The following is a 26,394-nucleotide window of genomic DNA, read 5'->3' on the forward strand; positions in this document are numbered from 1 at the left end:
TCATCTATATGATGATTTTGAACTCTTTATTTTTACATTATAAAAACCATTATTTGCTAAAAAGATTTTTATTTCTTGGTCAATAATTTTACTTTTTGGTCCTTTTACAATTTCTAATATTGGTTCATTTTCTTCATTAAAATTAGTAAATTTCAACTCAAAATAAGGTATTAAATTTCCACAAACAGCTCTAAACATCATAGGTGAGATATTTTTCTTAAAAATAAATCTTTTTGTTTTTTTATCCTCAATAATTATCGGATTATGAATTACTCTTACTTCTTGTTCTTCTATAAAAAGTTCATTCTTTGATTTTGCTGATAAATAATTTAATTCATCTATAATTTTTTCACAGAAATTTTCAAATTTTGAAGAATTAAAATTGAATTTATTTTCACATTCAAAAAGGGGTGTTAGAATCTTTTTTATTTCTCTTTCTTGAACTTTTTCATCATATAAAACTTTAGAAGTTTTAATTAAATTATTTTCTTTAAAATAGGAACTATTAAAACCAATAGCTACACCATAACCATCATTTGCATAAGCTCTCCATTGACTTAATAAATCTTCTCCTTGAGAAAATGAAGCTATATAAACATTTGGTTGTTTTTTTTCATAAATCTTTAAAAAAGTGTGGAATTTTTCATAACTGTTTTTATTTGTAGATTCTTGAATTTTTTTTAAAACTTTTTCTTTTATCCAATGAATTTCTTTGTAATCATTTAAGTTATAAACAGAGCTTAACCATAAAGTCTTATTTTGAATTATTGCTTTAAAAGCATCTACATTACAATAGTGATACATAATATTTCCCATAATAATTCTCCTATGGGAAATATTATACAATAAATTATTTAGCAAATAAAAATAAAGTTATTTGCCCTCAAATTCTTTTTCATTTGTATTTAATACAACTTTTTCAGCTATTTCATTTACTTCACGTGCTACTTTATTTGCTTCATCTGCTGATGTTGCATTTTTTTGAGTAACTTGATCTAAATTATTAACTGTATCATTTATCTGTTCCATTGCTGTAAATTGTTCTTTTGAAGAAGATGAAACTTCATTTATCAAAGATAAGGTATTATGAATATTTGTGTTTAATTTTTCATAACCTTTTATCATCTCACTTGAAATAACTTTACCTTCATTGGCTTTATTAGTTGCATTTTCTACTAACTCTTTTATCTCTTTAGCAGCTTCTGCACTTCTACTTGCAAGATTTCTTACTTCTTGTGCTACAACTGCAAAACCTTTTCCAGCTTCTCCAGCAGTTGCTGCTTCAACTGCTGCATTTAAAGATAAAATATTTGTTTGAAATGCTATTTGGTCAATTATAATAATTGAGTCAGCAATTGCTTGCGTTTGCGCATTTATTTCATCCATTGATAAAGCTGTTTTTGAAGCTAATTCTTGCCCTATTGCAACTGAGCTTGAAACTTCATTTGCATATGAAGTCATTTTTATAATATTTTGTGAACTATTTTGCATATTTGAAGTAATTTCTTCGATTGCAGCAGCTGTTTGTTCCAATGACGCTGCTTGTGAATTTGCTGATGTTGTAAGATTTTCAACATTTTTTGATAATCTTTCAGCATTTGAAGATAACAATAAACCTATATTTTTATTCTCAACTAACATAGATGTAATAGCAAATCCTAAATTATTTACGTCATTACATAATGCTTTTAAATCACCTTCTAAACCAGAAATATTAATTTTTTCTCTATAATCATAATTTGTATATAAAGACAAAACTTTCATTGCATTTTTAATATTGTTTTCAATGGCGCTTAACATTTCATTTATTACATTTTTTAATTCATTTAAAGAAGAATTATTAGTTTCTCCTTCAATTCTTGTATTTAATAAACCTTTTTTTGCTTCATTTGCACATTTTATTGCACTATCAACTAAAGTTCTATCTTTTTCAATAGATTTGTTTGTAAATAATATATTTTTATTTACTTCATTTGCCATCAGACCTAATTCATCTTTTGAATCAATTTCTATAAGTTTTGATTCTTTTATCTCTTGATTTAGATATTTAAAAAACTCTATTAATCCGTCATTAAATTTTTCTAAAGGTTTTTTTATAGAATTTGTTATTGCAACTGTTGAAAAAAATACTACAATTAACACTATAATAATCAACGTATACAAAGTATATAAAGTTGAATCTATTTTATTTAGAGCATTTATATAACTTAATTTATTTTGTTCATCTGCTGTTTTATTTATTGCATTTAATTTTTCATTTATTATCAAAAAAACTTCATCAGCAACAGATAACATTGGTGTTGCCATTCCTAAATCAACACTTAGCATATCTATTGCATCACGAACTGTTAAGTTATATTCAACTAATTCTTTATTTACATCTTCTATACTTTTTTTGTCATCAGTTGTTAAATACTCTTCTTTTAAAAATCTATCCATATCTTTTTCAATTTTAGATTTTAGATTATTTAAAATAGCTATTTGTTCATCAATTAACGATTGTTCATATTTGTCAGTAGCATAACTAAATATTTTATATAAAACTGAATTATATAAATTTATATCACTTAATAATTTGCTACTAGATTTATAAAGTTCAAATTTTACATCAACTATATTTTTTAATGTCACTTTATCTGATTTTAATGCACTATTTGAAAATATTGCTAGAACGATTAAAAAAAGTATTGCGATTGAAGGGCCAATTAAGATTTTTTTACCAATTTTCATATTTTTTATACCAAACATAATCAATCCTATTTAATTAGATTTTATGCTTAATTTTCTAAAAAAAGCAGAGATTAGTCTATTTTTTTGGAAAATCTAAAGCCTTGAAAATTCAAGACTTTATTATTAAATAATCTATTCTTTATAAACACCTGCACCTATTAATTGATTTTCACCAATTCCTATTACAAAAGATGTTTTTGGAGTTTGTTCACCTTTTACTGGATGATCCCATACGTAGTCTACCCAACCTGAACCATCAGCTTTTACTTTGTCTATAAAGTTTTTAAATAATTGATTACCTGCTTTATCTTTATATCTATAAAGATTTTTCCCTTTTAAAGGTTTTTTTGGATGAGCAGTTATAATACCATCAAAATCATTTGCCCAGATATATAAATCACCATTTACAAACTCACTTTCAGGTTTATTAAATTCTTCAACACAAGCTGATACACCAACTTTTTTACAAAATTCTACACCTTTCATTACAAGTGCTTCTGCTTCTGCTTGTGTACTTGCATTTGCAAATGTAGCACATAATAATATTGAAGCCCCTAACTTAAATAATCTACTCATAACCATCTCCTTAGTTAATTTTAAAGTCTATGGTTACATAAAAATAATTAATTCAATCTTAATATTTATTAATTATTTTCAATAAACTTAAAATTTAATTAAAATGCTATTTTATTGCTATTCTAGCTTATTTTTTATGATTATTTTGTGATTTTTTACTATCGTAAATAATTATTTATTTTCTATTTAAGAAATAAAAAATTATTTATAATCTATTAATTTTTTATTCTCAAGTTTATAAATTGTAGGAGTAAGTTGTTCAATAAAAGATTTGTGATGAGAGATAATAATCATAGATTTTTTTATTGAATTTAAGATTTTTATTATTCTTTTTTCTGATTCTTCATCTAAAGCATTTGTTGGTTCATCTAAAAGTAAAATTTTTGGTTTTGTTATCAAAATTCCTGCAAGTGCAACAATTTTTTGTTCTCCTCCACTTAACTCATAAATTATTCTATCTTTTAGATGTAAAATTTCTAATTGTTCAAGTATTTCCAAAGCTTTTTGATAAGCTTCATCTTTATTTATTCCTGTTGTTCTTAAAGAAAACATCACATCTTCTATAACTGTTGGAGATAAAAAGAAACTACTTATATCTTGAGGTAAATATCCTACTTCAAAACGGAATTTTTTGTAATCTTTTTTATCTTTTATCAAATGATGGAAAAGATATAATTCCCCCAAAAATGACTCTTCAATACCTGCAATTATCTTTAAAAGTGAACTTTTTCCAACACCATTTGAACCAATGATTGCCACTTTTTCTTCATGTCCCACACTTAGATTTATATTTTTAAATAGTAGATTGTCTTTATTTGAATATGAAATATTTTTTAAAGTTATAGAACAACTCATATGAAGTACCTTAAAATTAATGTTAATAAAATTATAAATATTAAATAAAAATCATATTTATCAAATTTATAATTATCATTGAAAAAGATTTCACCATTAAAACCTCTTAATTCAAAACTATCTTTTAGATTTTGTGCTTTTTGCATAGATTTTATAAATAATAAGCCTAAAATATTACCATAAGTTTGATATATGAAAAGATTTGTTTTATTATGAAAACTTCGAGTAATTAGAGTTGTTTTTATATTTCTAAATTCTGTTTGAAGTTCTAAAATCATTTTCCAACTAAAATAAAAGGTAGATATAAATCTTTTTGGAAATTTAAGAAGAGAAAAACCTCTAATAATATCCAAACCTTTTGAATTTATAAAAAGTAATAGATTGAAGAATATGATTATATTTGTTCTTAGATATATATTTATTGCTTCAAAAAAACTTGCTTGAATCCAAACAAAAATAAAAATTGTAAAAATAAACAAATTTAAAAAAAGAAGTTTTTTTAATACAAATAAAATATTTTTAGAATCAATAAACATCAAAAAAAGTACAGGCAAAATATAAAATATATTAAACTCTGAAAAACTCAAAATCAAACTATAAATAAATGCACAAACAAGAGAAATAGCTGGATTAAATATAATCAATTTTTTACTCTTTTTAAAACTAGAAAAATTAAAAATATAATTGCTAAACCAAATAAAACTTTGAATATTTCAAAATAATCTAATTGCTCTTCTAAAACTTTTATTTTATTTTCTAATTGTTTATTTTTTTCTATTAATTCTTTCATTTTTTCATTACTATTTTCTTCTATTTCTTTTTCAACTGTATTAATTTGTTCAGTTACATTTTTTGAGACACTATGCCCTGCTCCAGCATCAATGATTACTGTTAATTCACTTTTATCTGTTTTATAATTATACTCACCATTTTCATCTAATTTATCAGATAAAATCAAATTATTATCTTTATCTCTTATTTCAAATTTGCAATTTATACAACCTTTTGCATTTGCAAAATATGAACTAATAAAAAGATTTCCATTTTCATAATCTAAAAATAAATTGATTTTATGTGCAAATAAAAATATAGGAACTATTAATAAAACTAAAAATCTTAACATAAACTTGTATCCTTCAATAAAGATGGCATTGCTTTTTTAATATAAAGCAATAAAAATAGTGTTACTATTCCTTCTAAAATCATAGTTGGAATATTTACAGCAATTATCGAATACCCAACTGCTAAATATTCATCTTTTGAAAAAACTAAAACTAAAAATAGAGTTATTGTAGAAAAAAACACTCCAATAAAACCAACTAAAAAGAATCTGATTTTTTCATTTAATTTTTTCAAAAAATCTAATTTAAAAATTAAATATACCAAATATGCAGGCATTGCCATAATTATAATATTTGCTCCAAGTGAAGTCAATCCTCCAAAACCAAGAAGCAATGCTTGTAATATTAAAGCAATTGAAATAGAAATAAAAGCTAAACTTCCTAAAAAGATGCCTATAAATCCTATAAGCATTAAGTGTATTTGAGTTGGTCCAAATGGAATATGTATAAATGAAGTAACAAAAAATAAAGCAGACATCGCTGCAACTAAAGCTATTTTTTCATTTGTTAATTTCTTAAATGAATAAGCACAAAAAGCAACAGCAGCAATTGCTGTTATACTTGAAACTTCAATACTAATTATTCCATCTGATATATGCATTTTCTACCTTAAAAATATTTCAACTTTAAATAAAACTTTTTAATAAGCTTTTACCCAAAGTAATGCTCCATTTTCAATAGGATATTTTTTCCCTTCAAACTCTTTTTCTCCTTCTTCAATCAAAGCTGCAAATCCCCACCAACCTTTATGATTCATCACAAAAGAGAAATTTCCATTTTCATCAGTTTTTACAACTTGTGTTATATGAGCTTCACTTGGAGCTTTTAATCCAAATTCATTATATAACTCAACTTCTACTTCTACATTTGAAGCAGCTTTTCCATCTTGTAAAACTTTACCTTGAAAAATATTTCCAGAGTATAGCGCAAAAGGTTTTACCATTGGTATAATTTCATACTTCAATCCTAATGGCTCATCCCAACCATCTTCAACTCCATAAGCACTAACTATTACTTTAGGTACGTGTGAAATGTATTTTTCTTCTGCTGGTTCAAAATATGGTTCTGGTTGTACAAAAAATTGATAAACTCCTGGTTTTTTAATTTGATAAGCTGTTTCCCAAGCTTTATGCTCAAATTTTTTTGTTTCATTTAAAGGCAAAGAATTTTTTGTAGATTCTAAATAAATCCCAAGAGGTTTTTCCATCGTCATACCTGTTTGCTCAAATGGATGAATGAACATTGCATCAAGTTTTATATTTGCATCTTTTTTATCATTAACATTATCTGTACTTGGAATAAATGTTAGAAAGTGTGCATTTGCAATTGCTGTTGCTATAACTAAAGAAAATATTGTTTTTTTCATTTTGAATCCTTATGTAAAAAATATTCTGGATTATAATAATAAGAGTGTTACATAGAAATAAAAAATGGTAATTCTTATATGGTTTTAGAACAAATAGTTTTTTATATATTTATATATAAATTTATATAAATAAAATATATTTTTTATAAAACATATCTAAATATATATTTAGATATAATTATTTTCCATAAAATATAATATTATATAAAAATATATAGAAATAATTAAGGAAGTCTATGTCTTACGTTGTTTATAGTATAAAAGGTGGAGTTGGAAAAACAACTTTATCAGTTCAAATTTCTCAAATGTTAGAGTTTACTTATGTTACAAATGATTCACACTCATCTGCTCATAATCTAATGCCTGAAGAAAAAGGATTTCTAGTTTCAAGTGAAGAGTATGAAGAAATACCTTTTGATGAAAAAGTTGTATATGACTTTGGAGGATTTAAAGACACAAGAATAAATGAAATTATAAAACAAGTTAAAAAAGTAATTATTCCAACTCTTACATCAATTGTTGATGTTCAAGCAACTCTTGCTACTTTAAAAGATGTAATTGAAATAAATAAAAATATCATTTTAGTTGTAAATCGAACAAAGAACAATAATAAAGCAGTAGAATTAAAAGAATATCTTGAAGATGAAATAAAAAAATTGTATGGAAATATAAAAATTCCAATCATTTTTGTAAGAGAATCATCTATTTTAGAAGATTCATTATTTGATTGTGAATATGTTGAAAATAAAGCTGGAAATAATAGATTTAAAAGACATATTTATAGAAATGCCATAGAAGATATGATAAATCTAAAAAAAGTTTTGGAAAACTAAAATGGGATACGCAGATAAACTGAAACTTAATTCATCTAAAATCAAAACAGAAGAAAAAGTTCTAAAAGAAAAAACTCCTACAAAAAAGAAAAATACTGGTCGTCCTAAAAAAGCCATAGAAGAAGTAAGAAATACTGCAATTCCAGTAGCTCTTAGTCAAAAAGAAAAAGATTGGATTGAAGAACAAGCTTTAAAAATGTCAAAAGAAATAGGAGTAAAAATCACAACTTCTGCATGGATGAGAATGACTCTTTTAAAAGATATGATAAAAGAAGAAAACTAAATTTATTCAAATGAGATAAAAGTGCGATTAAATTTTTATAAAATAGTTAATAAAACTATTTTATAAGGTTTAAAATGAAAAAAAATATCATTGAAAATATTGATAATCAAATTTTAGATTTGATTTCGCAAAGAAATTCTTTATTATCAGAAGAAAACTTACTTGAGACTTTTGATAAAAAACACTATGAAGAGATAAGTTCAAAAGAAAAAAATATAAAAAACAAAAAGAAAATCATTAAACTTTTTAAACTCATAAACTCTTTTGAAAATACACATTCTATAATAAATAAGATTTTATATTTAGGACCAGAAGGAAGTTATACTCAAGATGCAGCTATTAAAAAGTTTGGAAATGAAAATCAATTTTTTTCAATAAACTCTATAAATAATTTGTTTGAAGAGATAAAAAAAGAAAATGCAACTTATGCGATAATTCCTATAGAAAATAGTCTAAATGGTTTAGTAAATGATACCTTAAATGCTTTTTTGAAATATGATTTAACGGCAGTTGGTGAAATCATCTTAGATATACATCACACTTTTTCTTCTAATTGTGAAAATATTTCAGAAATAAAAACTATCTATTCAAAAGATATAGCTTTTGATCAATGTTCACTTTTTTTAGAAAAATACAATTTACATAATATCGAACATATTTTTGTAGAATCTACTACAAAAGCTGCAAAATTAGCCTTTGAAAATCCAAATAGTGCTGCAATATGCTCAAACATCGCAGCTTTTAACAATCATTTAAATGTTATGTTTTATGATATTGAAGATAATCCTAGCAATAAAACAAGATTTTTTGTATTAAGTAAAAAAGATGAAAAAAAAGAAAAAAATATTGACTATAAAACTTCTTTTTTAATCGAACTACCTAATATTTCAGGTTCTTTAATAGATTTTTTGCAAATATTCAAAGATGAAAAAATCAATTTATATAAAATAAAATCTCATATAACAAAAGGTATTTCTAACTTCTTCATCGAATTTGATGGACATAAAGAAGATGAAAATATAAAAAAAATATTAAAAAAATACAAGAATATAAAAATTATTGGTTCATATAAAAAAGAAATAGATGATATATAAATTAAAAAAAGCGATTAAACTGCGATTAAATTAAATTATATTTATACTGAAATTCTAATATTTTTTAAACTCTATAATTTTGGCGATTTTTTATAGAGTTTTTTATTTGAATATCAAAATTTAATTTAAGGAATAAAGATGAAAAAAAATCTTAGTTTGATTACTGCGTTATTATTAACTGCTCCTTTATTTGCAGATAATTTAAGTGATGCCTTTAGTAATGGGAAAATTAAAGGAGAGATTAAATCTATATATTCAAATTCCAATTTTTTAGGAAAATCAACATCAGATGATATAGCAACAATTGGTGGAAGTTTAGGATACAAAACAGCTGATTTTTATGGTTTTAGTGCAGGAGCAACTTTTCAAGCTTCACACGTAATTAGTGATGACAATAACAACAATGTTTTTAGCTCTGACTTAGATGCTTCTGGTGCTGTTTTATCTGAAGCTTATTTAGAATATAAACTATCAAATACAAGTATAAAAGCTGGAAGACAATATATTTATACTCCTTTAGTTAGTACAGCAATTGATGGTAAATCTTCTGAAAGTTTATTGAAAGACTCTTTTGAAGCTTATTTATTAACTAATAATGATATTCCAAATACCACAATTGTCGCAGGATATGTAGATAAATATCAAGCCAAAACATCAAATGATTCAGATACAGCTGATTTTGAAGAGTTTGAAGATGGAGCTTATACTTTATACATAAAAAATAATTCTATCGAAAATTTAGAATTACAAGCTCAATATCTAAATATTGATGCTATAAATTCAAATCAAGATATAAGTAATCTTTATTTCCAAGCAGATTATAAAATCGGTTTACATACTATCTCAGCTCAATATTTATCATCAAAAGATGAATCAAAAGGTTCTGATTTTGAAGATGGTGAATTATATGGATTAAAAGCCTCAGGAGCTTTAGGTATAGGAAAACTTGGCTATATTGTAGCATTTAACTCTAGTACAAAAGATGGAGATGTAAACTTAGGAGCTGGTGCTGGAACTTCAGATACAGCATTTACAGCAATGCCTGTAAATGGAGGTGGAGTACCTACAAGAGCAAACACAGATACTTTAGTGGGAGGGATTATTATACCTATTTTAGATGTAACAACTGTTGGTTATGCAGGTTATTCATGGTCAGATGGTGGACTAGGAGATGTTAGTGCTGTTGGAGCAATGGCAATTTATCCATTTTATAAAAACTTTTTATTAAAAATAAATTATGAACATGTTGAAATTGAAAATACTATCGTTCCCGCTGGAATTGAAGATGGGAATACTGACGTAACAAGAGTTTATCTATCATATAACTTCTAAATAAATCGTGCCCTTTTATACAACCCTCCTCCATAAAAGGGCACACCTCTTAATATTCATATAATCCTAAAAAAATGAAAAAATCACAACATAAAATATAAAGCAATAGGAATATAAACCAAACTCAAAATATTCCCCATTGCAACAACAGAAGCTACCATAGAGGAGTTATTTTTATATTTTTCTGCCAAAATTGCATTTAACACTGCTGGTGGTAAAAGTCCAAATAAAATCAAAAGATTCTCTTGTAAAGGAGTATAATCAAAAATTAGAATTGCAATATATGCAGTTATAACTCCTGATATTGGGCATAAAACTGCACCAATAAATCCTATTTTTATATTATCAAACTTCACACTTGAAAGCCTAACTCCAAGAGAAAATAAAATCAAAGGAATTGCAACACCACTAAGTAAATCAAAAGTAGTAATAATAACTTTTGAAAACTCTACACCAAAATAGTTAAAAAATAGTCCCAAGATAGTAGCTATTACAACTGGATTTTTAAGAAGTGTTAGAGGATTAAAAGTTCCACCATACATGGCAACTGCAACTGTAAATTGACCTATAACTTGAACTAAAGATAAAGCTATAAACATAGCCATAGCTTCATTTCCAAAAGCTAACATAGCTAAAGGCAAACCTAAATTTAAAGAGTTATTAAACATCATTGTTGGAAGGAAACTTCTAATATTTATATTCATCATCTTTAAAAATGGATATAAAATAAGCCCTGATCCAAAAACTACAATAACTGCTCCAAGGGAGAAATATCCTAAAATAGAAATATTTGGTAGTTTTTGAGCTATTGCATAAAATATCAAAATTGGTATAAAAATATCTAAATTCATTTTATTTATAGTGTCAGTGTTTATATTTGTTTTTTTGGCATAAAATAGTCCAATTAAAACTATAATTATTACAGGTAGTACAATTTGAAGAGTTTTTAAAATCATATTAAAAACTCTCCATCGTTTGATGTTTCAAATTTTTATTAAAACTATTTTTCACTAAAAAAATTCAATAACAAGTTATTAAATCTATCTTTATGCTCGATTTGTGTCCAATGTCCACATTGTCCAAAAACATGTAATTGAGATTTTAAAATAAGTTGATTTAATCTAATAGAGTTTTGTAAAGGTATAACTTTATCTTCTCTTCCATGTACAATTAAAACTTCTTTATCAATTTTTTTGATGTCATTTTCACAACTCATCATAGAATCAACACCATCTTGACGAGGAGCTGGGAACATTGAACCAAATGATTCTTGAAATCCTGGTCTAATACTTGCTTCATATCTCATTTTTGCTAAATCATCAGTTACAATACTTCTATCATAAGCAAAAATATCAAGTAACTCTTTCATATTTTCTATGCTTGGTGTATATCCCCATGCTTTATCTAAACCATAAGTTAAATCAAAATAAACACCTACTGAGCCCATTAAAACAACTTTATTGAATCTTTGTGGATATTTAATCATAAGTGATACGGCTAATCCACCACCAAATGAATTTCCAACTAAATTTGTTTTTTCAATTCCTAAAGCATCCATTAAATCAATAGTTTGTTGAACCCAAGTATCCATATTGTATGTAATACCTTCTGGTCTATCTGTATAACCAAACCCCACCATATCAGGAGCAATTACCCTAAATTTTTCAGCAAGAACTGGCATAGAACCTCTCCAATTAGCAAATGCTGAAACACCTGGTCCTGAACCATGAATAAAAAATATTGGTTCACCCTCACCTAAATCATGGTAGTTTGTATTAAAACTACCTGTTTTTATATTTTTTGCAATTTCTGGATTATTCATATTTTAATCTCTACCTTTTTTTAGTTAAATTAAACTCTTTTACTAAAAGTTTGTACGAAGTCAATTTTATTTCCCCAATTTTTTGACACTTTTCCCACCAATACCAAAGTGTTGTTTTGGCATTTCATTTATGATTACTCTAACACTTTCAAGTGGTGCATCAAGCGATTCAGCAATTGCAAGAGAAACTTTTTCAATTAGTTTCTCTTTTTTTTCATCACTTCTTCCCTCAATAATATTTATTGTAGCTATTGGCATTTATTCTCCTTATACAAATCTAAATGATAAAGAGCCTAAATCTTGGAACTTAACAGTTACATTATCACCTTTTTTTACACTAACAGCAGCAGTAATTGCACCTGAAAGGATATATTCACCAGCTTTTAGTTTTTCACCTCTTTCACTTAGCATATTTGCAAGCATTGCAATTGATGTTGCAGGATGTCCTAAAACAGCAGCACCAGCTCCAAGTTGAACTATCTCTCCATTTATTTCCATTACAACACCAAGAGTTTTTAAATCTAAATCTTTAATATCTCTCATTCTTCCACCTGTTACATATCTTGAAGATGAAGAGTTATCAGCAATAACTGATTTTAAATCAAATTTAAAATCTTTATATCTTGAATCAATAATCTCAACAGCTGGCATAACAAAATCAGTTGCAGCTAAAACATCTCCAATATGACAACCAGGTCCTTCTAAGTCATTTTTAAGTACAAAAGCTATTTCAGCTTCAACTTTTGGATGAATTAACTCATCAATTTTAATTTCAGCTCCATCACCAAAACTGAAATAATCAGCTAAATAACCATAACAAGGATTTGGAACACCCATTTGTTTCATTTTTGCTTGGCTAGTTAGCCCCATTTTCATACCAACAATTTTATGACCTCTTGCTTCTTTTGCAGCTCTTGCTGTCCATTGAATATCATAAGCATCTTCATAAGTCATATCTGGATAATCATCTGTAATTTTAGTGATTTCATACGCTTTTAATTCAGCATCTTCACAATGTTTTGCTAATTTTTCTATTGTTGATTTATCTAGTGCCATTATATTAATCCTCTCTCTTTTGCCATATCTAATGCTAAGTCTTCAATCATATCTTCTTGTCCACCTACCATTCCTCTTCTTCCTAGTTCTAATAAAAGTGTTCTTGCATCAATTCCATATTTTTCTTCTGCACGTCTTGCAAATAATAAAAATGATGAGTAAACTCCAGCATATCCTAAAGTAATAGAATCTCTTGAAATTCTTGTAGGTTTTCCCATAATTGGTAATGCAATATCTTCAGCTGCATCTTCGATTTTATGTAAATCAATTCCTGTTTCAACACCCATTCTATTTAATACAGCAACTAAAACTTCAGTTGCAGTATTTCCTGAACCTGCTCCAAAACCAGCAAGTGAAGCATCAATTCTAGTTGCTCCTGCTTCAATAGCAGCAAGTGAGTTTGCAACACCCATTGACATATTGTTATGACCATGAAAACCTAACTCAATATCATCACCAAACTCTTTTTTAAGAATTGATATTCTTGCACTTACATCATCAGGTAACATATATCCAGCTGAATCCGTTGCATAGATAGTTTTTGCTCCATAAGAAACCATTTTTGCTGCTTCTTGAAGTAATTTTTCAGGAGTTACCATATGTGCCATCATCAAAAATCCAACTGTATCAAGTCCCATAGAAACAGCAGCTTTTATATGTTGAGCTGAAACATCTGCTTCTGTACAATGAGTTGCAACTCTAACAGTTGAAATACCTTTTTTAACAGCTCTTTCTAAATCTTTTACAATTCCAATTCCAGGAAGTAAAAGAGCAGAAACTTTTGCATTTTTTACATTTGAAACCGCACATTCAATCCACTCTTCATCAGTATGTAAACCATATCCATAATTTAAAGATGAACCACCAAGTCCATCACCATGAGTTACTTCAATCATAGGAACACCAGCTTCATCCATAGCTTTAGACATCGCAGCCATTTGGTCTAATGTAAATTGATGTCTAATAGAGTGCATACCATCTCTTAAAGACATATCATGAATTGTTACTTTTTTACCTTTTAAATTCATGTTATTCTCCTTTGATTTTTTCAGCCATTTTTTCTGCAATGTTTGTTGCAGCTGCTGTGATAATGTCTAAGTTACCTGCATATTTTGGTAAATAATCTCCTAATCCTTCAACTTCTAAGTAAATAGAAACTTTTTTACCATCAAAAATTGGTCCATTTTTTAGTTTATATCCTGGTACAAATTGTTGTACTTTTTTTACCATTTCATGAACTGATTTAGTAATTGCTTCTTTATTTGGTTGGGCAACTGTTTGACAATGAACAGTATCTCTCATCATAAGTGGAGGCTCTGCTGGATTTAAAATAATAATAGCTTTACCTTTTTTTACATTTCCAACTTTTTCAATTCCTAATTTTGTAGTTTCTGTAAACTCATCAATATTTGCACGAGTTCCAGGACCTGCTGATTTAGATGCAACTGTTGCAATAATCTCTGCATAATCAACTGCTTGAACAGAAGATACAGCAGCAACCATAGGAATAGTTGCTTGTCCACCACAAGTTACCATGTTTACGTTTTGTGTATTTTGTGCTAATAATTCATCAATATTCACAGAAGGTACACAAAATGGTCCAATAGCTGCTGGTGTTAAATCTATAACTTTAACTCCAAGTTCAGCTAATTTTCTATTATTTTCACCATGAACATAAGCTGATGTTGCATCAAAAGCAATTTTTACCCCATCTTCTTTGATAAAAGGAAGTAATCCATCAACACCTTCATGTGTTATTTTCATTCCAGCTTCTTTTGCTTTTTTTAATCCATCTGAATCAGGGTCAATTCCAACCATCCATAAAGGATTTAAAATCTTACTTCTTTGAAGTTTATACATTAAATCTGTTCCAATATTACCAGACCCAATTAAAGCACAATTAATTTTTTCCATACATAATCCTTTATACAAATCTACACGAAGCAGAACCAATTCCACCTATATTTATAGTCATATTATCACCTGGTTTTATTGTTACCATTGCACATAAAGCACCTGATAAGATAACTTCTCCAGCTTTTAAACCAACACCAAAAGAACCAAGCGTATTTGCAAGCCAAGCAACTGCATTTACTGGACTTCCAAGTGCTGCTGCACCAGCACCTGTATGTAATAACTCACCATTACACTCTAAAGTTATTCCACAAGTTGTCAAATCAACATCTCTTGGATCAACACCTTTTCCACCAAATACAATATATCCACAAGAAGCATTATCAGCAACTGTATCTTGAATTTTTATTTTCCAATCTTTGATTCTTGAATCAACTATTTCAAAACAAGGCATTACAAATTTTGTAACTCTTAAAACATCAGCTGTTGTAACACCTGGTCCCATTAAATCTTCTTTTAAAACAAAAGCTATCTCACCTTCTGCTTTTGGTTGAATCATCCCATTTGTTACATTTATCTCATCACCATCAGAATAAATCATATCAGATAAAAGGTATCCAAAATCTGGTTGATGAACACCTAACATATCCATAACTACTTTTGAAGTAACTCCTATTTTTTTACCAATAATTTTTGAATTATCATCTTCCATTCTTCTTTTTAAAAAATGATGTTGTATTGCATAAGCATCTTCAATTGTTGCATCTGTTTCTCTAGAACTTATTGGGTCAATTGCATAATTTCCCTTTAATGCTTCGTATAATTCATTTCCATATTTTTCTATTTTATCTTTTGTCATTTTTTATCCAATTCTTACATTTTTATACAAATATTTTTTAATTCTGTATAGAATTCAAGTGAATGATGTCCACCTTCTCTTCCAATTCCTGAAGCTTTCATACCACCAAATGGTGTTCTTAAATCTCTTAAGAACCAAGAATTTATCCATACAATTCCAGAATCAATCTGACTTGCAACTCTGTGAGCTTTATCTAAATTTTCAGTAAAAATTGTAGAAGCTAATCCATATTTTGTATCATTTGCCATTCTAATTGCATCTTCTTCTATATCAAAAGGAGTTATATGACAACAAGGTCCAAATACCTCTTGTTGAACAACTGTTGCACTTTCTGGAAGTCCAGTCCAAATAGTTGGCTCAACCCAGAATCCATTTGATAAAGCACCTTCCATTTTAGGAGCACCACCACCTAAAACTACATTTGCACCCTCTTTTTTAGCAATTTCATAAAACTCTAAAACTTTATCTCTATGAGCTGCACTTACAAGTGGTCCCATATCAACTGATTCATCGTGTTGAACACCAAGTTTTAACTTACTTGCTGATTCTTTTAATTTTGCAACAAATTCGTCAAAAATAGGTCTTTGAACATAAACTCTTTCAGTTCCTAAACATACTTGTCCAGAATTTGCAAAACAAGATCTTGTTGTTTCATGTACTGCTTTTTGCATATCACAATCTGCAAAAATAATTGCTGGATTTTTACCACCAAGTTCTAAAGATACATCTCTTACACCAACAGAACAAGCTTTCATAATCATCTCACCTGTTACAGTTTCACCTGTAAATGTAATTGCATCAATATCTTTATGAGCTGTTAGTAAGTTTCCTGTAATACTTCCTTTTCCTTGAACAACATTATAAGCACCTGCTGGAACTCCAACTTTACTCATAACTTCCCCTAGGAGTGAAGTTGTTGTAGGAGTAACTTGTGATGGTTTAACTACAACTGAGTTTCCACAAGCCATAGCAGGACCTACTTTCCAAGTCATAAGTAATAATGGTAAATTCCAAGGAGAAATAACAGCAATTACACCTTTTGGTTTTCTCATAGAATAATTCAACATTTTTTTGCCATCAGGAGTATCTGCTCTATATGCTTCATCTGCATAAGATTTCATAGTATCAGCAAATACTTTGAAATTTGCTCCACCTCTTGGAATATCAATATGTCTTGCAATTGAGTATGGTTTTCCAGTATCTAAACACTCTGCTTCTAAAAAATCATCAAATCTTCTATTAATTTCATCTGCAACTTCATACATCAAAGCAACTCTATCATTTAACTTCATTTGTCCCCATTCACCTGTAAGTGCTGCCTTTGCTGCTGCAACTGCTGCATTTACTTCTGCTTCTCTTCCTAGTGCAACTTTAGAGATTAGTTCTGCTGTTGCTGGGTTAAAGTTATCAAAAAACTCACCACATTGTGAGTCTATAAATTGTCCGTTTATATAGTGTTGTACTTTTTTCATTATTTTAATCCTATTTTTTCAATTGCATATTTTGCACATATAATATCTTCTTCTTCAGTTCCACCTGAAACACCAATAGCTCCAACTTTAATACCATTTTCAAAAATCGGCATCCCTCCTCCAAAAGGAATTAACCTCTGTCTATTTGAAAATCCATGTTCCAAATGAGGCATACTTTTAAAAATTGTAGTCCATTGAGCTGTATCAAATCCAAAACTAGCACTTGTATAAGCCTTATCTTTAGCAATATCTATTGAATGAATAAATGAATTTTCCATTCTAATAAAAGCCATTTCTAAACCTTTATTATCAGTAACTGAAACACTTATCGCTATATTTAACTCTTCTGCTTTTTCAATAGCACTAAGACAAGCCGTAAAGGCTGCTTGTCTTGATATAGTTTTTTCAACTATAGTATTCATTTAAAATCCTAATTATTTATAAGCTGAAAGTGTATATGCTGTTGTAAAAGCACCATTTTCTTGACCTGTATGGTAAAAAATTCCTCTCCATAACTCATCTTCTGTCCATGTAATAGTTGGCATATCAGGTTGCATTAAATATCCAAGTCCTGCAAATGTTTCAAGTCTATGTCCTGATGGGTCAAAGAAATAAATAGTTTCTCCTCTTGTAATTCCATGTCTTTGAGGTGTCACGTCAATTTTTACATTATGCATAGCCATAACATCTGCTGCTCTTAAGATATCATTCCATCCATCTAAGAAAAAGGCAAAGTGATGCATACCAATTTCTGGACCTGCAACAAATGCAACATCATGGGGAGTTGAAGTTCTTGACAACCAAGTTGCAGCTTGTAATGAACCATTTGGTCCAACTGTCACTTGTTCTGCTAAATCAAACTCTAGAACTTCTTGAAAAAACTTAGTTGAAGCCATAACCCCTTCTGGTCCTTGGCACATTAATAAAACATGATCAATCCAATGGGCTTTTATTCCTCTACCTTCAAAAGGCCAAGGTCTTGGATTTGTTGAACCAACATCTTTACCTAAAAAAGTTTTATGAGCATACAAGTTAAATTCATGTCCACTTGGAGCATTAAATTTTAGAACTCTTCCACATTCAACAATAGTTCCTTCTGGTAAAATTTCAGTTTCAATTCCATATGCTTCGATTTTTTCTTTTAAATCATCAATATCTGAATCATTTTTTACTTTATAAGCTACACGATTAAATGTTGCTTCATCACTTGGTCTTAAAATCAAGCTATATTTATCCCACTCATCCCAGCATTTCAAATACAATGTACCATCACTATCTTCTCTAGTTATATTCATTCCCATAATATTTACATAATATTCTCTAGATACGTTTATATCAAGTACGTTTATATCAATATGTCCTATTCTCATAATTCCCATTTTCTATCCTTTATTATAAATTAATTGCCTATTGTATAAAGCTGTGTTTTTGGTTTTGAAATAAACTCAATTTCCATATCACTTTTTGGAAAAGTTCTACAAGCTAAAACTATATTAGAATCTTCTTCCTCTTCTGAAATATGTTTTCTATTCATTTTCGTTTTTTCATAATCACCATTATGTACCAAAATCTTACAAACACCACAAGCACCATTATGGCATCCTCTTGGTACAAGATCTGTACAAACAGATAATGAACTCATAAGATTTTTATCCTCACTACAAGATCTCTCTTTATCTTTATTTTTCACTAAGATATTATGCTTCACAAATATCCTTTTATTTAAATTTACAACAAAGTTGAAACTATCAAAATTGCTGTGCGAAGTAAAAGTTACCTTTTAACTATTTGAACTTTACTTTAAAAAATTCGCAGATTAATCGCAAAAAATAAGATTTTATAAAAATTGGAAAAAGAAAGGGAAAAGAAAGATATCTTTCCCTTTAATTCATTGGTTTAAGCTATTTTCTTTTAGTTTTTTTATTAGAGTTTTTACTGAATTAACAGAATTATTAAAGTCAATTTTTTCTTGTTTAGAGAGTTTTTTTTCAATTATTTCTTCAGCACCATTTTTGCCTAAAACTATAGGGACACCTGTTACTACATTTTCGTATCCATATTCACCTTGTAACTCAATAGCACAAGGATAAGTAAGTTTTTTGTCTTTTAAAATCGATTCTACCATAAGTACAGTTGCTTGAGCAGGAGCATAATAAGCAGATCCTGTTTGTAATAATTTTACTATTTCTATTCCCCCATTTCTGGTTTTTTGAATAATGTTCTTTATCTCATTTTCATTTAAAACCTCATCTAAAGGAACGCCATCTACTTTTGTCTCTTTTATAAGAGGAACCATATCATCACCATGACCACCTAATACCATGGCTTCTATTTTTTTATATCCAATTTTCTCTTTTATAAAATATGCCATCCTTGAACTATCTAAAATTCCAGCCATTCCTAAGACTTTATTTCTTGGAAAATTAGAAGCTTTAAGTGCTGAATAAACCATAGCATCAAGTGGATTTGAAACAATTACTAAAATTGCATCTTTATTATATTTAGCTACATTTTGAACTATTAAATTCATAATTTTTGCATTTGTAAATAGTAAATCATCTCTACTCATACCAGGTTTTCTTGCAATTCCTGCTGTTATTACGACAATATCACAATCTTTAAATTTTTCATCACTATGTACTGCTTCAATTATTGTTTTTGAATTTACTGAACTAATTGCCTGCGAAATATCAAGTGCAATTGCTTTTGTAAAATCTTCTCTTAAATCTTTTAATAAAATTTTATTACATATATTTTTTAATGCTAAATTATAAGCAATAGAAGAACCAACATTACCAATACCAACGATTCCAACTTTTTTGTATCCCAAAATAATAACTCCTAAAAAAATTATTTACCATTTTATATAAAAAACTTCGCAAAATATTCGCATCATTTAACAAAAAAAAATTTCTGTGTTATAATCAACAAAAGGTGGTAAAATGATAAAATTTGACTTTTTTTTAAATACAAATAAAATGGCAAAAAGGTTCTCTATAACCTATATTTTTACAGGTTTATTAGGAGTAATTTTTTTAGATAAATTCATAAAAATCTATTTAGAAAATAATTCTATTTCTTTAAATAGTATCTTTACTTTTAATATATTTTTTATAATTTCCACAGGAATTATCATCTATTTAACTATTAATCATATGCAAAAAGTTATAAAAAATGTAGAAGAAGCTTACAATGATTTAAAAGAAAAAGATAGATTAGCTCCATATGAATTTGCACTTGATCATTCAGTTGATGAAATACATTGGTTTACTCTTGAAGGAAAATTTATCTATGTAAATGAATCTACTTGTAAAAAAGATGGTTATACAAAAGAAGAGTTTGAAAATATGTATTTAGAAGATATTGACCCAAATTTCACAAGACAAACTTCACCTATATGTATGAATGAAATAAAAAATACTCCTAACTGGAGAATAGAATCAACCCATAGAAGAAAAGATGGTTCTGTTTATCCTGTTGAAGTTTCAGGTCATGCCTTTACATATAATGGTAAAGAGTATATTTGTGCCTTTGCAAGAGATATGACTCAAAGAATAAAAAATAGAAATAAAATAACAACGATGAACGAAGAGTTACAAAAATCTCTAAAAGAAAAAGAGATTTTATTAAAAGAAATTCACCATAGAGTAAAAAACAATATGGAAATTATCTCATCATTACTTAATATGCAAGCATATAAATCAGATGATAAAAAATTTAAAGATTCAATGAAAGAGAGCCGAAGTAAAATCCATGCAATGGCTTTAGTTCACGAGTTTTTATACCTGGGAGAGAATTTAGCTTATATAAATGTAAATGAATATATAGAAAAGTTACTAGAAGATATAAAAGAGTTATATATTTCACAAAATACTCATATAACAATAGATTTAAACCTCGATGTTATGGAGTTTTCAATAAATAGATGTATTCAAGTGGGAATGTTGTTACATGAGTTATGTGTAAATGCTTTAAAATATGCATTTAAAGAGGATAGAGATAATTTATTATGTGTTCATATGAAATTAATTGAAGATAAAATTCATATAAAAATCCGAGATAATGGAGATGGCTTAAAAAATATAAATTCCTTAGAAAAATCTGACTCAATCGGTATGCAATTAGTTCATTCCATAGTTGATTTTCAACTTCATGGAACTATAGAATTTAAAAATAATAAAGGCTTAGAGTGCAATATTATTTTTCCAAAGAAGGAGATAAAATGAATAAAATTAAAATTTTGATAGTAGAAGATGAACCTATAATTGCATTAAATTTAAAACAAGTATTAAGTGAGTTAGGTTATGAACCATATGGAATTTCAAATAATAGATGTAATACATTGAAACTTTTAAATGAAAAAAAAGAAATTCCTGATTTAATCCTAATGGATATATATTTACAAGGACCAACTACTGGTATTATGTTGGCAAAAGAGTTAAAAGAGACTTTAATAAATACTCCTGTTGTATTTTTAACAGCAAACTCAGAACTTGCAACTATAAAAGAGGCTTCTGAAACTTTAGCTTATGGATATTTAATTAAACCATATAAAAAAAGTCATCTACAAGCTGCTATTGAAATTGCTATAAAAAAAGCAGATGAAGATAAAAAAAATAGTTTAAATTTAGATGCAATTAAAAATATAAATAAATCTTTAGAACAACAACTTTTATTAGAGAATGAAACTAAATCAAGAACTGTAAAACTAAAATATGGATATTTATTTGATAAAGGAAAAGATGTTTTATATTTTGGTGATGAAGCTGTTACACTAACAAATAAAGAACTTGCTATTGTTAAAATATTATGTAAAACTCCAGGTCAAAATATATCTCAAGAACAAATAGAATATGCAATTTGGCAAGATGAACCAGCTGGATATGCTGCTTTTAGGACAGTTTTATTTAGATTAAGAAATAAGATTCATAAAGATTTGATAATAAATCAAAAAAATATAGGATATAGAATAGAAATTTTATAAAATTAATTTTATGATTTTTTTATTTCATTTTTGAGTTTATCTAAATCTTTAATAAGTAAGTTTCCTCTTACAGAAGTGATAATATTATCTTTTTTTAGTTTTTGTAAATCTGAATTTATTACTTTCCTTACAGAACCTAACATTTGAGCTAAAACTTCATGGGATAAATCATTTATTGATTTTACTAAATAGCTATTATCTATTTTATCTGTATAATCACAATTTTCTAGAATAAGTTTCATTAATCTTGTTTTAGTATTATATAAAGCTAAATTTGTTGCAAAATCTTCAAGTTGCCTTATTCTTGTACCAAGATAAGGTAAAAAACTTTTATTGAACTCAGGATTACTATCTAATAAATTATGAGCAATTTTTATTGGCATTTTTAATAATTGCAAATCATCAATTGCTTCAACTGAAATATCTCTATCTTTTATATCAAGTAAAGTTACAATATCAAATAAATCTCCTACTTTTAAAAGTGTAAGTATACATTCTCTTCCACTTTTCAAATCTATTTTTGAAAGTTTCGCTCTACCTTTCATAATCAAAAATATATTTTCTTCCAAAAGTGACTGTTGAATCAAATATTTTTTTGGCAAACTCATTACTGTACAATTTTCCAATATTTTATCAAGCTCACTATCTTTTATACCTTTAAAATGATTTACACTTTGAAGGAGTTCAATAGAACATAAGTAATTTGGTGAATTTTTTCTCATTATTAATTATCCTAAATAGAATTTTTTGAATAAAAAAGTCATATTCTAAAATTCTATTAGAATATAACTATATTTGTTCTAATTACTTATCTTTTTTCATTGCATCTTTTGCACCATTAATCATACCTATTATTGCACCTTTTGCAATTTTTGTTACTTCATCTATTGTTTTTTTAGAATTATTTTTTATTTCATCAATATTTCTTTGAATAGATTCTTTTGCTAGGTTATTTACTTTATTTGAAGTATTTATTAATGATTCTTTAAACGATTTATCTAAAGATTCCAAGTTTAAAATAACTTCTTTTATCTCTTCTTCTATAAAAGTATTAGATTTTTCTTTTGCATTTAAGATTTCTATTCTTGTATTTTCTACACTATTTATTATTCCCTCTTTTAAACCATCAATTGCACCTTCTATACTTTTTTCAATATCACTTTTATTACTTTCAGCTCTTTCGATTACTGTTAAAATAGTTGCTTCAGATAGTTCTTTAACTTTTTGTACATTTAATTTCCCTTTTTCTAGGGCTTTCTCTGTATTAATTTTTACAGCTTCTAGAATCTTTTCATATATATTTTCTTGAGTTTTAATTGCATCATCTATACTATCTTTTAATTTCATAGATAAAATGTCTTGCTTTTCTTGGAAGCTATATTTTGTTTTTAAAAGTTCCATATCAATTTCACTTATTAATTCTTGTGTATTTTCATTAAAAGCAGTTACTGTAGCATTTATAATAGTGTCAATATTTTTTTTCGTTAAGCTATTTTGTTTTTCCAATTCTTTTATAGATACTTGAATAATTTCTTCCATTATCTTAGTAATATCTGCTAAATTTTTTTTTGTACTTATTGCAGCTTTTGAAACAGCTGTTTCAATAATATTTTTCAACTCCTGAGTATTTTCTTCTCCAGTTTTACACATTTTTGATATTCCAATAGAAATTTCATTTTTCATATTTTCTAACATAATCACTCCCTTATTTAATTTGGACATATTATAATTAGATTTGAATACATTTTTTGCCATAAAAATGGCACTTTTAATTTAGATATTTTATAATTTTTCAGCTAAAATCAATGATTTGTATATTTTAAAACACTGAAATCAACATCTTAATACTTAAAGCTAAAGGTAACAAAGAAAAAAGTTTTTTCATCAAATCTACATTTATTTTATGTACTAAAGCAACACCAATTGGAGCAGTTAAATAACTTGCACTTGCAACACAAACAAGAGCTGGAAGTGATACAAAACCTAAAGTATAAGTCTGCATTGAAGTATGACTCCAACCATTTACAATATATCCTAATGTTCCAGAAATAGCTATGGGTAAGCCTATAGCAGATGAAGTTGCAATTGCTTTTTTTATATCTATATTTTGAACTAATAAATATGGAACACTCATAATTCCTCCACCAATAGAAACAAGTGAAGATAAAGCTCCAATTAATCCACCTGATAATATATGAGTTTTTGTAGTAAAGATTTTATTTTCAGGTTTTGGTTTTTTACCTATAAACATCATAATTGCAGAATACAACATAAAACAAGCAAAGATTATAGATAAATAAAATGAATCAAGTTTTGAAGCAATAAATGTTGCTAAAAAAGTTCCTACAAAAATTCCTGGAACCATCATCTTAACTACATCCCAAACAATTGCTTTTTTCTTTTGTTGAGCTTTTATACTTGAAATTGAAGTTATAATTATAATAGCCATAGATGTTCCTAAAGCCATATGAACAACATTGTGTTCATCAATTCCATGAGCTAAGAAAATAGCTGTTAAAACAGGAACTATAATTCCTCCTCCACCTATTCCAAAAAGTCCTGAAACAACTCCAACAAAAGAACCTAGCGCTAAAAAATAAAATATAGTTTGCATATCTAACATAAATCAACCTTATAGTTTTTGATAGAATAATACAGAATTAAATTCGCAAATTTTACGCAAAATAAGAAAATGAAGAAAGATACAATTTAAAAAAATTGTATCTTTTATATAGATTTAAAAAGAGGACTTTTTACTTTATCACTGTGTAAATCAGCTTTTGAGAAGAATTTTTCAGTATGTATATCTTTTTCAAATAATCTTCCTTGCATAAGGGCTGTAATACAAGCTTCACTCATCATTGGAGGTCCACATAAATATGCTTTATTTCCTGCAAATTGATTGTTATAAAGTTTTTTAGCTACATCATTTGTAAAACCTACTTCACCGCTCCATGCAGGATTTTCATTATTTGATAAAACAGGAATATACTTAAAATTATCATATTTCTTTTCTAAATCTCTGAACATATCTGCATAATATAACTCTTCTTCATTTCTTGCTCCATGAAAAAGTGTAATTGGTAAAGTACATCCATTTTCTAACTCATCTAAAATCATAGATTTTGGACTTGATAATCCTGAACCACCTGCAAAAAATATCATTGGTTTATTCGCACTTCTTTTTACAAAAAATCTTCCAAAAGGTCCTGTTATTTTTCTTCTATCACCAACTTTTACATTTTGATGAATCCAAGGAGTTGCTTCACCATCTGGAATAAGCCCAATATTTAACTCTATGATTTTTCCAGTACTTGGTTGATTTGCTAGTGAAAATGCTCTTGGTTCATCAAATCCTGGAACATGATAATTTATATATTGTCCTGCTTGAAAATCCAACTCTTCATCAAGTTCAATCCAAAGTCCTAAAATTCTTGGAGTTAACATCTCTCTTTTTATAACTGTTCCCCAAATATCTTTTATAGGTATATTTCGAGCATCTACGTCCACATCAATATCTGCTTCAATCACAACATCATCAACTACTGTTGCTGTACAAGCTAAACAATATCCATCTTCTCTCTCACTCTCCATTAAAGCAAAATATGAAGCATCACCTAAATCAACCTCACCTTCTAAAACTTCTACTTTACAAGTTCCACAAAGTCCATGATTACAAGCATGAGGAAGATAAACACCTTGTCTTAAAGCAGCATCAAGAAGGGTTTGTCCTTCTTGAACTTCTACTATATCACCTGTTGGTTCTATCTCTAATTTACAAGCCATTTATGCTCCTACTTTTCCTGTTAAACTTGGTGTTATAAAAGTAATAAATGATTTATGTCCAACACCATTTTCTTTTAAACTTTTAGAAAAATCAGGAACTACTACTTTTCCATCTATTTCCCAAATAACTTCTGTTTTATCAAAATCTAAATCTTTAAAATCAGGTTCAACTTTATAACATAATGGAATAATATCTGATACTAATGCACCAAAAGGCATATCAGGAGGAAGAGGAAATGCTCTAGGAGAGCAAACAACTCTATGTCCATACCAATAAATAAATACTAATTGATTTCCATGAAATTTATCTAAACTATCTTTCATTATGATTGGATATTCTCCAATTGATTGAATTGCCATTTTTTCTCCTT

Annotated in this window: 31 protein-coding genes; 6 read left to right on the plus strand and 25 right to left on the minus strand. The window is 27.5% G+C overall.

Annotation, left to right across the window (positions count from 1 at the left end; translation table 11 throughout):
- The 8 genes from ADFLV_RS12750 to ADFLV_RS12785 form a co-directional block, all read right to left on the minus strand.
- Nucleotides 1-816: a DUF2971 domain-containing protein gene (locus ADFLV_RS12750; protein WP_129011648.1), complete on the minus strand. Its 816-nt coding sequence runs from the start codon at nucleotides 814-816 to the stop codon at nucleotides 1-3.
- A gap of 57 nt (nucleotides 817-873) precedes the next feature.
- Nucleotides 874-2,748 carry a methyl-accepting chemotaxis protein gene (locus ADFLV_RS12755; RefSeq protein WP_014475130.1) on the minus strand — a complete coding sequence of 625 codons (1,875 nt, stop codon included), beginning with the start codon at nucleotides 2,746-2,748 and terminating at the stop codon, nucleotides 874-876.
- A gap of 114 nt (nucleotides 2,749-2,862) precedes the next feature.
- Nucleotides 2,863-3,306, minus strand: coding sequence for a cache domain-containing protein (locus ADFLV_RS12760; RefSeq protein WP_014475131.1), 444 nt, complete (start codon nucleotides 3,304-3,306; stop codon nucleotides 2,863-2,865).
- Between the two features lie 201 nt (nucleotides 3,307-3,507).
- Entirely contained in the window at nucleotides 3,508-4,161 is a 654-nt protein-coding gene (locus ADFLV_RS12765) for an energy-coupling factor ABC transporter ATP-binding protein (protein ID WP_129011647.1), read from the minus strand.
- The gene (locus tag ADFLV_RS12770) at nucleotides 4,158-4,805 is read right to left on the minus strand and encodes an energy-coupling factor transporter transmembrane component T family protein (protein ID WP_172658808.1); all 648 of its coding nucleotides are present in this window, start codon (nucleotides 4,803-4,805) and stop codon (nucleotides 4,158-4,160) included. Before ADFLV_RS12770 ends, ADFLV_RS12765 begins: the two co-directional genes overlap by 4 nt.
- Nucleotides 4,802-5,284 carry an emp24/gp25L/p24 family protein gene (locus ADFLV_RS12775; RefSeq protein ID WP_014475134.1) on the minus strand — a complete coding sequence of 161 codons (483 nt, stop codon included), beginning with the start codon at nucleotides 5,282-5,284 and terminating at the stop codon, nucleotides 4,802-4,804. Before ADFLV_RS12775 ends, ADFLV_RS12770 begins: the two co-directional genes overlap by 4 nt.
- Nucleotides 5,278-5,883 (minus strand): cobalt transporter CbiM, encoded by a 606-nt coding sequence (gene cbiM / locus ADFLV_RS12780; protein WP_014475135.1) that lies wholly within the window; start codon nucleotides 5,881-5,883, stop codon nucleotides 5,278-5,280. The genes ADFLV_RS12775 and cbiM overlap by 7 nt, the downstream gene beginning before the upstream one ends.
- Nucleotides 5,884-5,922: 39 nt before the next feature.
- The gene (locus tag ADFLV_RS12785) at nucleotides 5,923-6,648 is read right to left on the minus strand and encodes a DUF4198 domain-containing protein (protein WP_129011646.1); all 726 of its coding nucleotides are present in this window, start codon (nucleotides 6,646-6,648) and stop codon (nucleotides 5,923-5,925) included.
- Between the two features lie 236 nt (nucleotides 6,649-6,884).
- Here ADFLV_RS12785 and ADFLV_RS12790 point away from each other — a divergent pair, with 236 nt between their 5' ends.
- The 4 genes from ADFLV_RS12790 to ADFLV_RS12805 all read left to right on the plus strand — a co-directional run bounded on the left by ADFLV_RS12790 (nucleotide 6,885) and on the right by ADFLV_RS12805 (nucleotide 10,190).
- Nucleotides 6,885-7,481: a nucleotide-binding protein gene (locus ADFLV_RS12790; protein ID WP_014475138.1), complete on the plus strand. Its 597-nt coding sequence runs from the start codon at nucleotides 6,885-6,887 to the stop codon at nucleotides 7,479-7,481.
- A 1-nt stretch (nucleotide 7,482) separates the two neighbouring features.
- On the plus strand, nucleotides 7,483-7,764 hold the full coding sequence (locus ADFLV_RS12795) for a hypothetical protein (RefSeq protein ID WP_014475139.1): 282 nt from the start codon (nucleotides 7,483-7,485) through the stop codon (nucleotides 7,762-7,764).
- 74 nt (nucleotides 7,765-7,838) lie between these two features.
- Nucleotides 7,839-8,858, plus strand: coding sequence for a prephenate dehydratase (locus ADFLV_RS12800; RefSeq protein WP_129011645.1), 1,020 nt, complete (start codon nucleotides 7,839-7,841; stop codon nucleotides 8,856-8,858).
- A 138-nt stretch (nucleotides 8,859-8,996) separates the two neighbouring features.
- The gene (locus ADFLV_RS12805) at nucleotides 8,997-10,190 is read left to right on the plus strand and encodes a hypothetical protein (protein WP_129011644.1); all 1,194 of its coding nucleotides are present in this window, start codon (nucleotides 8,997-8,999) and stop codon (nucleotides 10,188-10,190) included.
- An 83-nt stretch (nucleotides 10,191-10,273) separates the two neighbouring features.
- Here the strand turns inward: ADFLV_RS12805 and ADFLV_RS12810 are convergent, their stop codons facing one another.
- The 12 genes from ADFLV_RS12810 to ADFLV_RS12865 form a co-directional block, all read right to left on the minus strand.
- Nucleotides 10,274-11,146, minus strand: a complete 873-nt coding sequence (locus ADFLV_RS12810) for an AEC family transporter (protein ID WP_129011643.1) — start codon at nucleotides 11,144-11,146, stop codon at nucleotides 10,274-10,276.
- A gap of 44 nt (nucleotides 11,147-11,190) precedes the next feature.
- Nucleotides 11,191-12,012 carry an alpha/beta fold hydrolase gene (locus ADFLV_RS12815; RefSeq protein WP_014475143.1) on the minus strand — a complete coding sequence of 274 codons (822 nt, stop codon included), beginning with the start codon at nucleotides 12,010-12,012 and terminating at the stop codon, nucleotides 11,191-11,193.
- A gap of 66 nt (nucleotides 12,013-12,078) precedes the next feature.
- Complete coding sequence (thmT, locus tag ADFLV_RS12820) at nucleotides 12,079-12,270, minus strand: 2-hydroxymuconate tautomerase (RefSeq protein ID WP_014475144.1); 192 nt, start codon at nucleotides 12,268-12,270, stop codon at nucleotides 12,079-12,081.
- Nucleotides 12,271-12,279: 9 nt separating this feature from the next.
- On the minus strand, nucleotides 12,280-13,068 hold the full coding sequence (gene dmpH / locus ADFLV_RS12825) for a 2-oxo-3-hexenedioate decarboxylase (protein ID WP_129011642.1): 789 nt from the start codon (nucleotides 13,066-13,068) through the stop codon (nucleotides 12,280-12,282).
- Complete coding sequence (dmpG, locus tag ADFLV_RS12830; RefSeq protein WP_129011641.1) at nucleotides 13,068-14,096, minus strand: 4-hydroxy-2-oxovalerate aldolase; 1,029 nt, start codon at nucleotides 14,094-14,096, stop codon at nucleotides 13,068-13,070. Before dmpG ends, dmpH begins: the two co-directional genes overlap by 1 nt.
- 1 nt (nucleotide 14,097) lies before the next feature.
- Complete coding sequence (locus ADFLV_RS12835; protein WP_014475147.1) at nucleotides 14,098-14,982, minus strand: acetaldehyde dehydrogenase (acetylating); 885 nt, start codon at nucleotides 14,980-14,982, stop codon at nucleotides 14,098-14,100.
- 10 nt (nucleotides 14,983-14,992) lie between these two features.
- Entirely contained in the window at nucleotides 14,993-15,781 is a 789-nt protein-coding gene (locus tag ADFLV_RS12840; RefSeq protein WP_129011640.1) for a fumarylacetoacetate hydrolase family protein, read from the minus strand.
- 14 nt (nucleotides 15,782-15,795) lie between these two features.
- Nucleotides 15,796-17,253: a 2-hydroxymuconic semialdehyde dehydrogenase gene (locus ADFLV_RS12845; protein ID WP_129011639.1), complete on the minus strand. Its 1,458-nt coding sequence runs from the start codon at nucleotides 17,251-17,253 to the stop codon at nucleotides 15,796-15,798.
- On the minus strand, nucleotides 17,253-17,675 hold the full coding sequence (locus tag ADFLV_RS12850) for a GlcG/HbpS family heme-binding protein (protein WP_129011638.1): 423 nt from the start codon (nucleotides 17,673-17,675) through the stop codon (nucleotides 17,253-17,255). The genes ADFLV_RS12845 and ADFLV_RS12850 overlap by 1 nt, the downstream gene beginning before the upstream one ends.
- Before the next feature lie 12 nt (nucleotides 17,676-17,687).
- Nucleotides 17,688-18,632 (minus strand): catechol 2,3-dioxygenase, encoded by a 945-nt coding sequence (locus ADFLV_RS12855; RefSeq protein WP_014475151.1) that lies wholly within the window; start codon nucleotides 18,630-18,632, stop codon nucleotides 17,688-17,690.
- 20 nt (nucleotides 18,633-18,652) lie between these two features.
- Complete coding sequence (locus tag ADFLV_RS12860; RefSeq protein WP_041654899.1) at nucleotides 18,653-18,961, minus strand: 2Fe-2S iron-sulfur cluster binding domain-containing protein; 309 nt, start codon at nucleotides 18,959-18,961, stop codon at nucleotides 18,653-18,655.
- A 180-nt stretch (nucleotides 18,962-19,141) separates the two neighbouring features.
- Entirely contained in the window at nucleotides 19,142-20,083 is a 942-nt protein-coding gene (locus ADFLV_RS12865; protein WP_129011637.1) for a malate dehydrogenase, read from the minus strand.
- 112 nt (nucleotides 20,084-20,195) lie between these two features.
- On the opposite strand from ADFLV_RS12865, the gene ADFLV_RS12870 reads away from it, so the two are divergent.
- Nucleotides 20,196-21,479, plus strand: coding sequence for a PAS domain-containing sensor histidine kinase (locus ADFLV_RS12870; protein WP_129011636.1), 1,284 nt, complete (start codon nucleotides 20,196-20,198; stop codon nucleotides 21,477-21,479).
- The gene (locus ADFLV_RS12875; protein WP_014475155.1) at nucleotides 21,476-22,237 is read left to right on the plus strand and encodes a response regulator; all 762 of its coding nucleotides are present in this window, start codon (nucleotides 21,476-21,478) and stop codon (nucleotides 22,235-22,237) included. The genes ADFLV_RS12870 and ADFLV_RS12875 overlap by 4 nt, the downstream gene beginning before the upstream one ends.
- A gap of 8 nt (nucleotides 22,238-22,245) precedes the next feature.
- Here the strand turns inward: ADFLV_RS12875 and ADFLV_RS12880 are convergent, their stop codons facing one another.
- The 5 genes from ADFLV_RS12880 to ADFLV_RS12900 all read right to left on the minus strand — a co-directional run bounded on the left by ADFLV_RS12880 (nucleotide 22,246) and on the right by ADFLV_RS12900 (nucleotide 26,383).
- The gene (locus ADFLV_RS12880; protein ID WP_129011635.1) at nucleotides 22,246-22,959 is read right to left on the minus strand and encodes a Crp/Fnr family transcriptional regulator; all 714 of its coding nucleotides are present in this window, start codon (nucleotides 22,957-22,959) and stop codon (nucleotides 22,246-22,248) included.
- Between the two features lie 82 nt (nucleotides 22,960-23,041).
- A complete protein-coding gene (locus ADFLV_RS12885; protein ID WP_129011634.1) occupies nucleotides 23,042-23,932 on the minus strand; it encodes a DUF6781 family protein in 891 nt (296 codons plus the stop codon).
- A gap of 124 nt (nucleotides 23,933-24,056) precedes the next feature.
- A complete protein-coding gene (locus ADFLV_RS12890; protein WP_129011633.1) occupies nucleotides 24,057-24,860 on the minus strand; it encodes a sulfite exporter TauE/SafE family protein in 804 nt (267 codons plus the stop codon).
- A 104-nt stretch (nucleotides 24,861-24,964) separates the two neighbouring features.
- A complete protein-coding gene (locus ADFLV_RS12895) occupies nucleotides 24,965-26,023 on the minus strand; it encodes an NADH:ubiquinone reductase (Na(+)-transporting) subunit F (protein ID WP_129011632.1) in 1,059 nt (352 codons plus the stop codon).
- Nucleotides 26,024-26,383: a phenol hydroxylase subunit P4 gene (locus ADFLV_RS12900; protein WP_129011631.1), complete on the minus strand. Its 360-nt coding sequence runs from the start codon at nucleotides 26,381-26,383 to the stop codon at nucleotides 26,024-26,026. It abuts the gene before it with no gap.
- Nucleotides 26,384-26,394: the final 11 nt, after the last annotated feature.

This window comes from Arcobacter defluvii (assembly GCF_013201725.1).
Lineage (GTDB): Bacteria > Campylobacterota > Campylobacteria > Campylobacterales > Arcobacteraceae > Aliarcobacter > Aliarcobacter defluvii.

What these genes read in the sequence shown, in the direction of transcription:
- ADFLV_RS12750 (WP_129011648.1), bottom strand. Translation starts at nt 816, where the DNA reads ATGGGAAATATTATGTATCACTATTGTAATGTAGATGCTTTTAAAGCA.
- ADFLV_RS12755 (WP_014475130.1), bottom strand. Translation starts at nt 2,748, where the DNA reads ATGTTTGGTATAAAAAATATGAAAATTGGTAAAAAAATCTTAATTGGC.
- ADFLV_RS12760 (WP_014475131.1), bottom strand. Translation starts at nt 3,306, where the DNA reads ATGAGTAGATTATTTAAGTTAGGGGCTTCAATATTATTATGTGCTACA.
- ADFLV_RS12765 (WP_129011647.1), bottom strand. Translation starts at nt 4,161, where the DNA reads ATGAGTTGTTCTATAACTTTAAAAAATATTTCATATTCAAATAAAGAC.
- ADFLV_RS12775 (WP_014475134.1), bottom strand. Translation starts at nt 5,284, where the DNA reads ATGTTAAGATTTTTAGTTTTATTAATAGTTCCTATATTTTTATTTGCA.
- cbiM (WP_014475135.1), bottom strand. Translation starts at nt 5,883, where the DNA reads ATGCATATATCAGATGGAATAATTAGTATTGAAGTTTCAAGTATAACA.
- ADFLV_RS12785 (WP_129011646.1), bottom strand. Translation starts at nt 6,648, where the DNA reads ATGAAAAAAACAATATTTTCTTTAGTTATAGCAACAGCAATTGCAAAT.
- ADFLV_RS12790 (WP_014475138.1), top strand. Translation starts at nt 6,885, where the DNA reads ATGTCTTACGTTGTTTATAGTATAAAAGGTGGAGTTGGAAAAACAACT.
- ADFLV_RS12795 (WP_014475139.1), top strand. Translation starts at nt 7,483, where the DNA reads ATGGGATACGCAGATAAACTGAAACTTAATTCATCTAAAATCAAAACA.
- ADFLV_RS12800 (WP_129011645.1), top strand. Translation starts at nt 7,839, where the DNA reads ATGAAAAAAAATATCATTGAAAATATTGATAATCAAATTTTAGATTTG.
- ADFLV_RS12805 (WP_129011644.1), top strand. Translation starts at nt 8,997, where the DNA reads ATGAAAAAAAATCTTAGTTTGATTACTGCGTTATTATTAACTGCTCCT.
- ADFLV_RS12810 (WP_129011643.1), bottom strand. Translation starts at nt 11,146, where the DNA reads ATGATTTTAAAAACTCTTCAAATTGTACTACCTGTAATAATTATAGTT.
- ADFLV_RS12815 (WP_014475143.1), bottom strand. Translation starts at nt 12,012, where the DNA reads ATGAATAATCCAGAAATTGCAAAAAATATAAAAACAGGTAGTTTTAAT.
- thmT (WP_014475144.1), bottom strand. Translation starts at nt 12,270, where the DNA reads ATGCCAATAGCTACAATAAATATTATTGAGGGAAGAAGTGATGAAAAA.
- dmpH (WP_129011642.1), bottom strand. Translation starts at nt 13,068, where the DNA reads ATGGCACTAGATAAATCAACAATAGAAAAATTAGCAAAACATTGTGAA.
- dmpG (WP_129011641.1), bottom strand. Translation starts at nt 14,096, where the DNA reads ATGAATTTAAAAGGTAAAAAAGTAACAATTCATGATATGTCTTTAAGA.
- ADFLV_RS12835 (WP_014475147.1), bottom strand. Translation starts at nt 14,982, where the DNA reads ATGGAAAAAATTAATTGTGCTTTAATTGGGTCTGGTAATATTGGAACA.
- ADFLV_RS12840 (WP_129011640.1), bottom strand. Translation starts at nt 15,781, where the DNA reads ATGACAAAAGATAAAATAGAAAAATATGGAAATGAATTATACGAAGCA.
- ADFLV_RS12845 (WP_129011639.1), bottom strand. Translation starts at nt 17,253, where the DNA reads ATGAAAAAAGTACAACACTATATAAACGGACAATTTATAGACTCACAA.
- ADFLV_RS12850 (WP_129011638.1), bottom strand. Translation starts at nt 17,675, where the DNA reads ATGAATACTATAGTTGAAAAAACTATATCAAGACAAGCAGCCTTTACG.
- ADFLV_RS12855 (WP_014475151.1), bottom strand. Translation starts at nt 18,632, where the DNA reads ATGGGAATTATGAGAATAGGACATATTGATATAAACGTACTTGATATA.
- ADFLV_RS12870 (WP_129011636.1), top strand. Translation starts at nt 20,196, where the DNA reads ATGATAAAATTTGACTTTTTTTTAAATACAAATAAAATGGCAAAAAGG.
- ADFLV_RS12875 (WP_014475155.1), top strand. Translation starts at nt 21,476, where the DNA reads ATGAATAAAATTAAAATTTTGATAGTAGAAGATGAACCTATAATTGCA.
- ADFLV_RS12880 (WP_129011635.1), bottom strand. Translation starts at nt 22,959, where the DNA reads ATGAGAAAAAATTCACCAAATTACTTATGTTCTATTGAACTCCTTCAA.
- ADFLV_RS12885 (WP_129011634.1), bottom strand. Translation starts at nt 23,932, where the DNA reads ATGTTAGAAAATATGAAAAATGAAATTTCTATTGGAATATCAAAAATG.
- ADFLV_RS12890 (WP_129011633.1), bottom strand. Translation starts at nt 24,860, where the DNA reads ATGTTAGATATGCAAACTATATTTTATTTTTTAGCGCTAGGTTCTTTT.
- ADFLV_RS12895 (WP_129011632.1), bottom strand. Translation starts at nt 26,023, where the DNA reads ATGGCTTGTAAATTAGAGATAGAACCAACAGGTGATATAGTAGAAGTT.
- ADFLV_RS12900 (WP_129011631.1), bottom strand. Translation starts at nt 26,383, where the DNA reads ATGGCAATTCAATCAATTGGAGAATATCCAATCATAATGAAAGATAGT.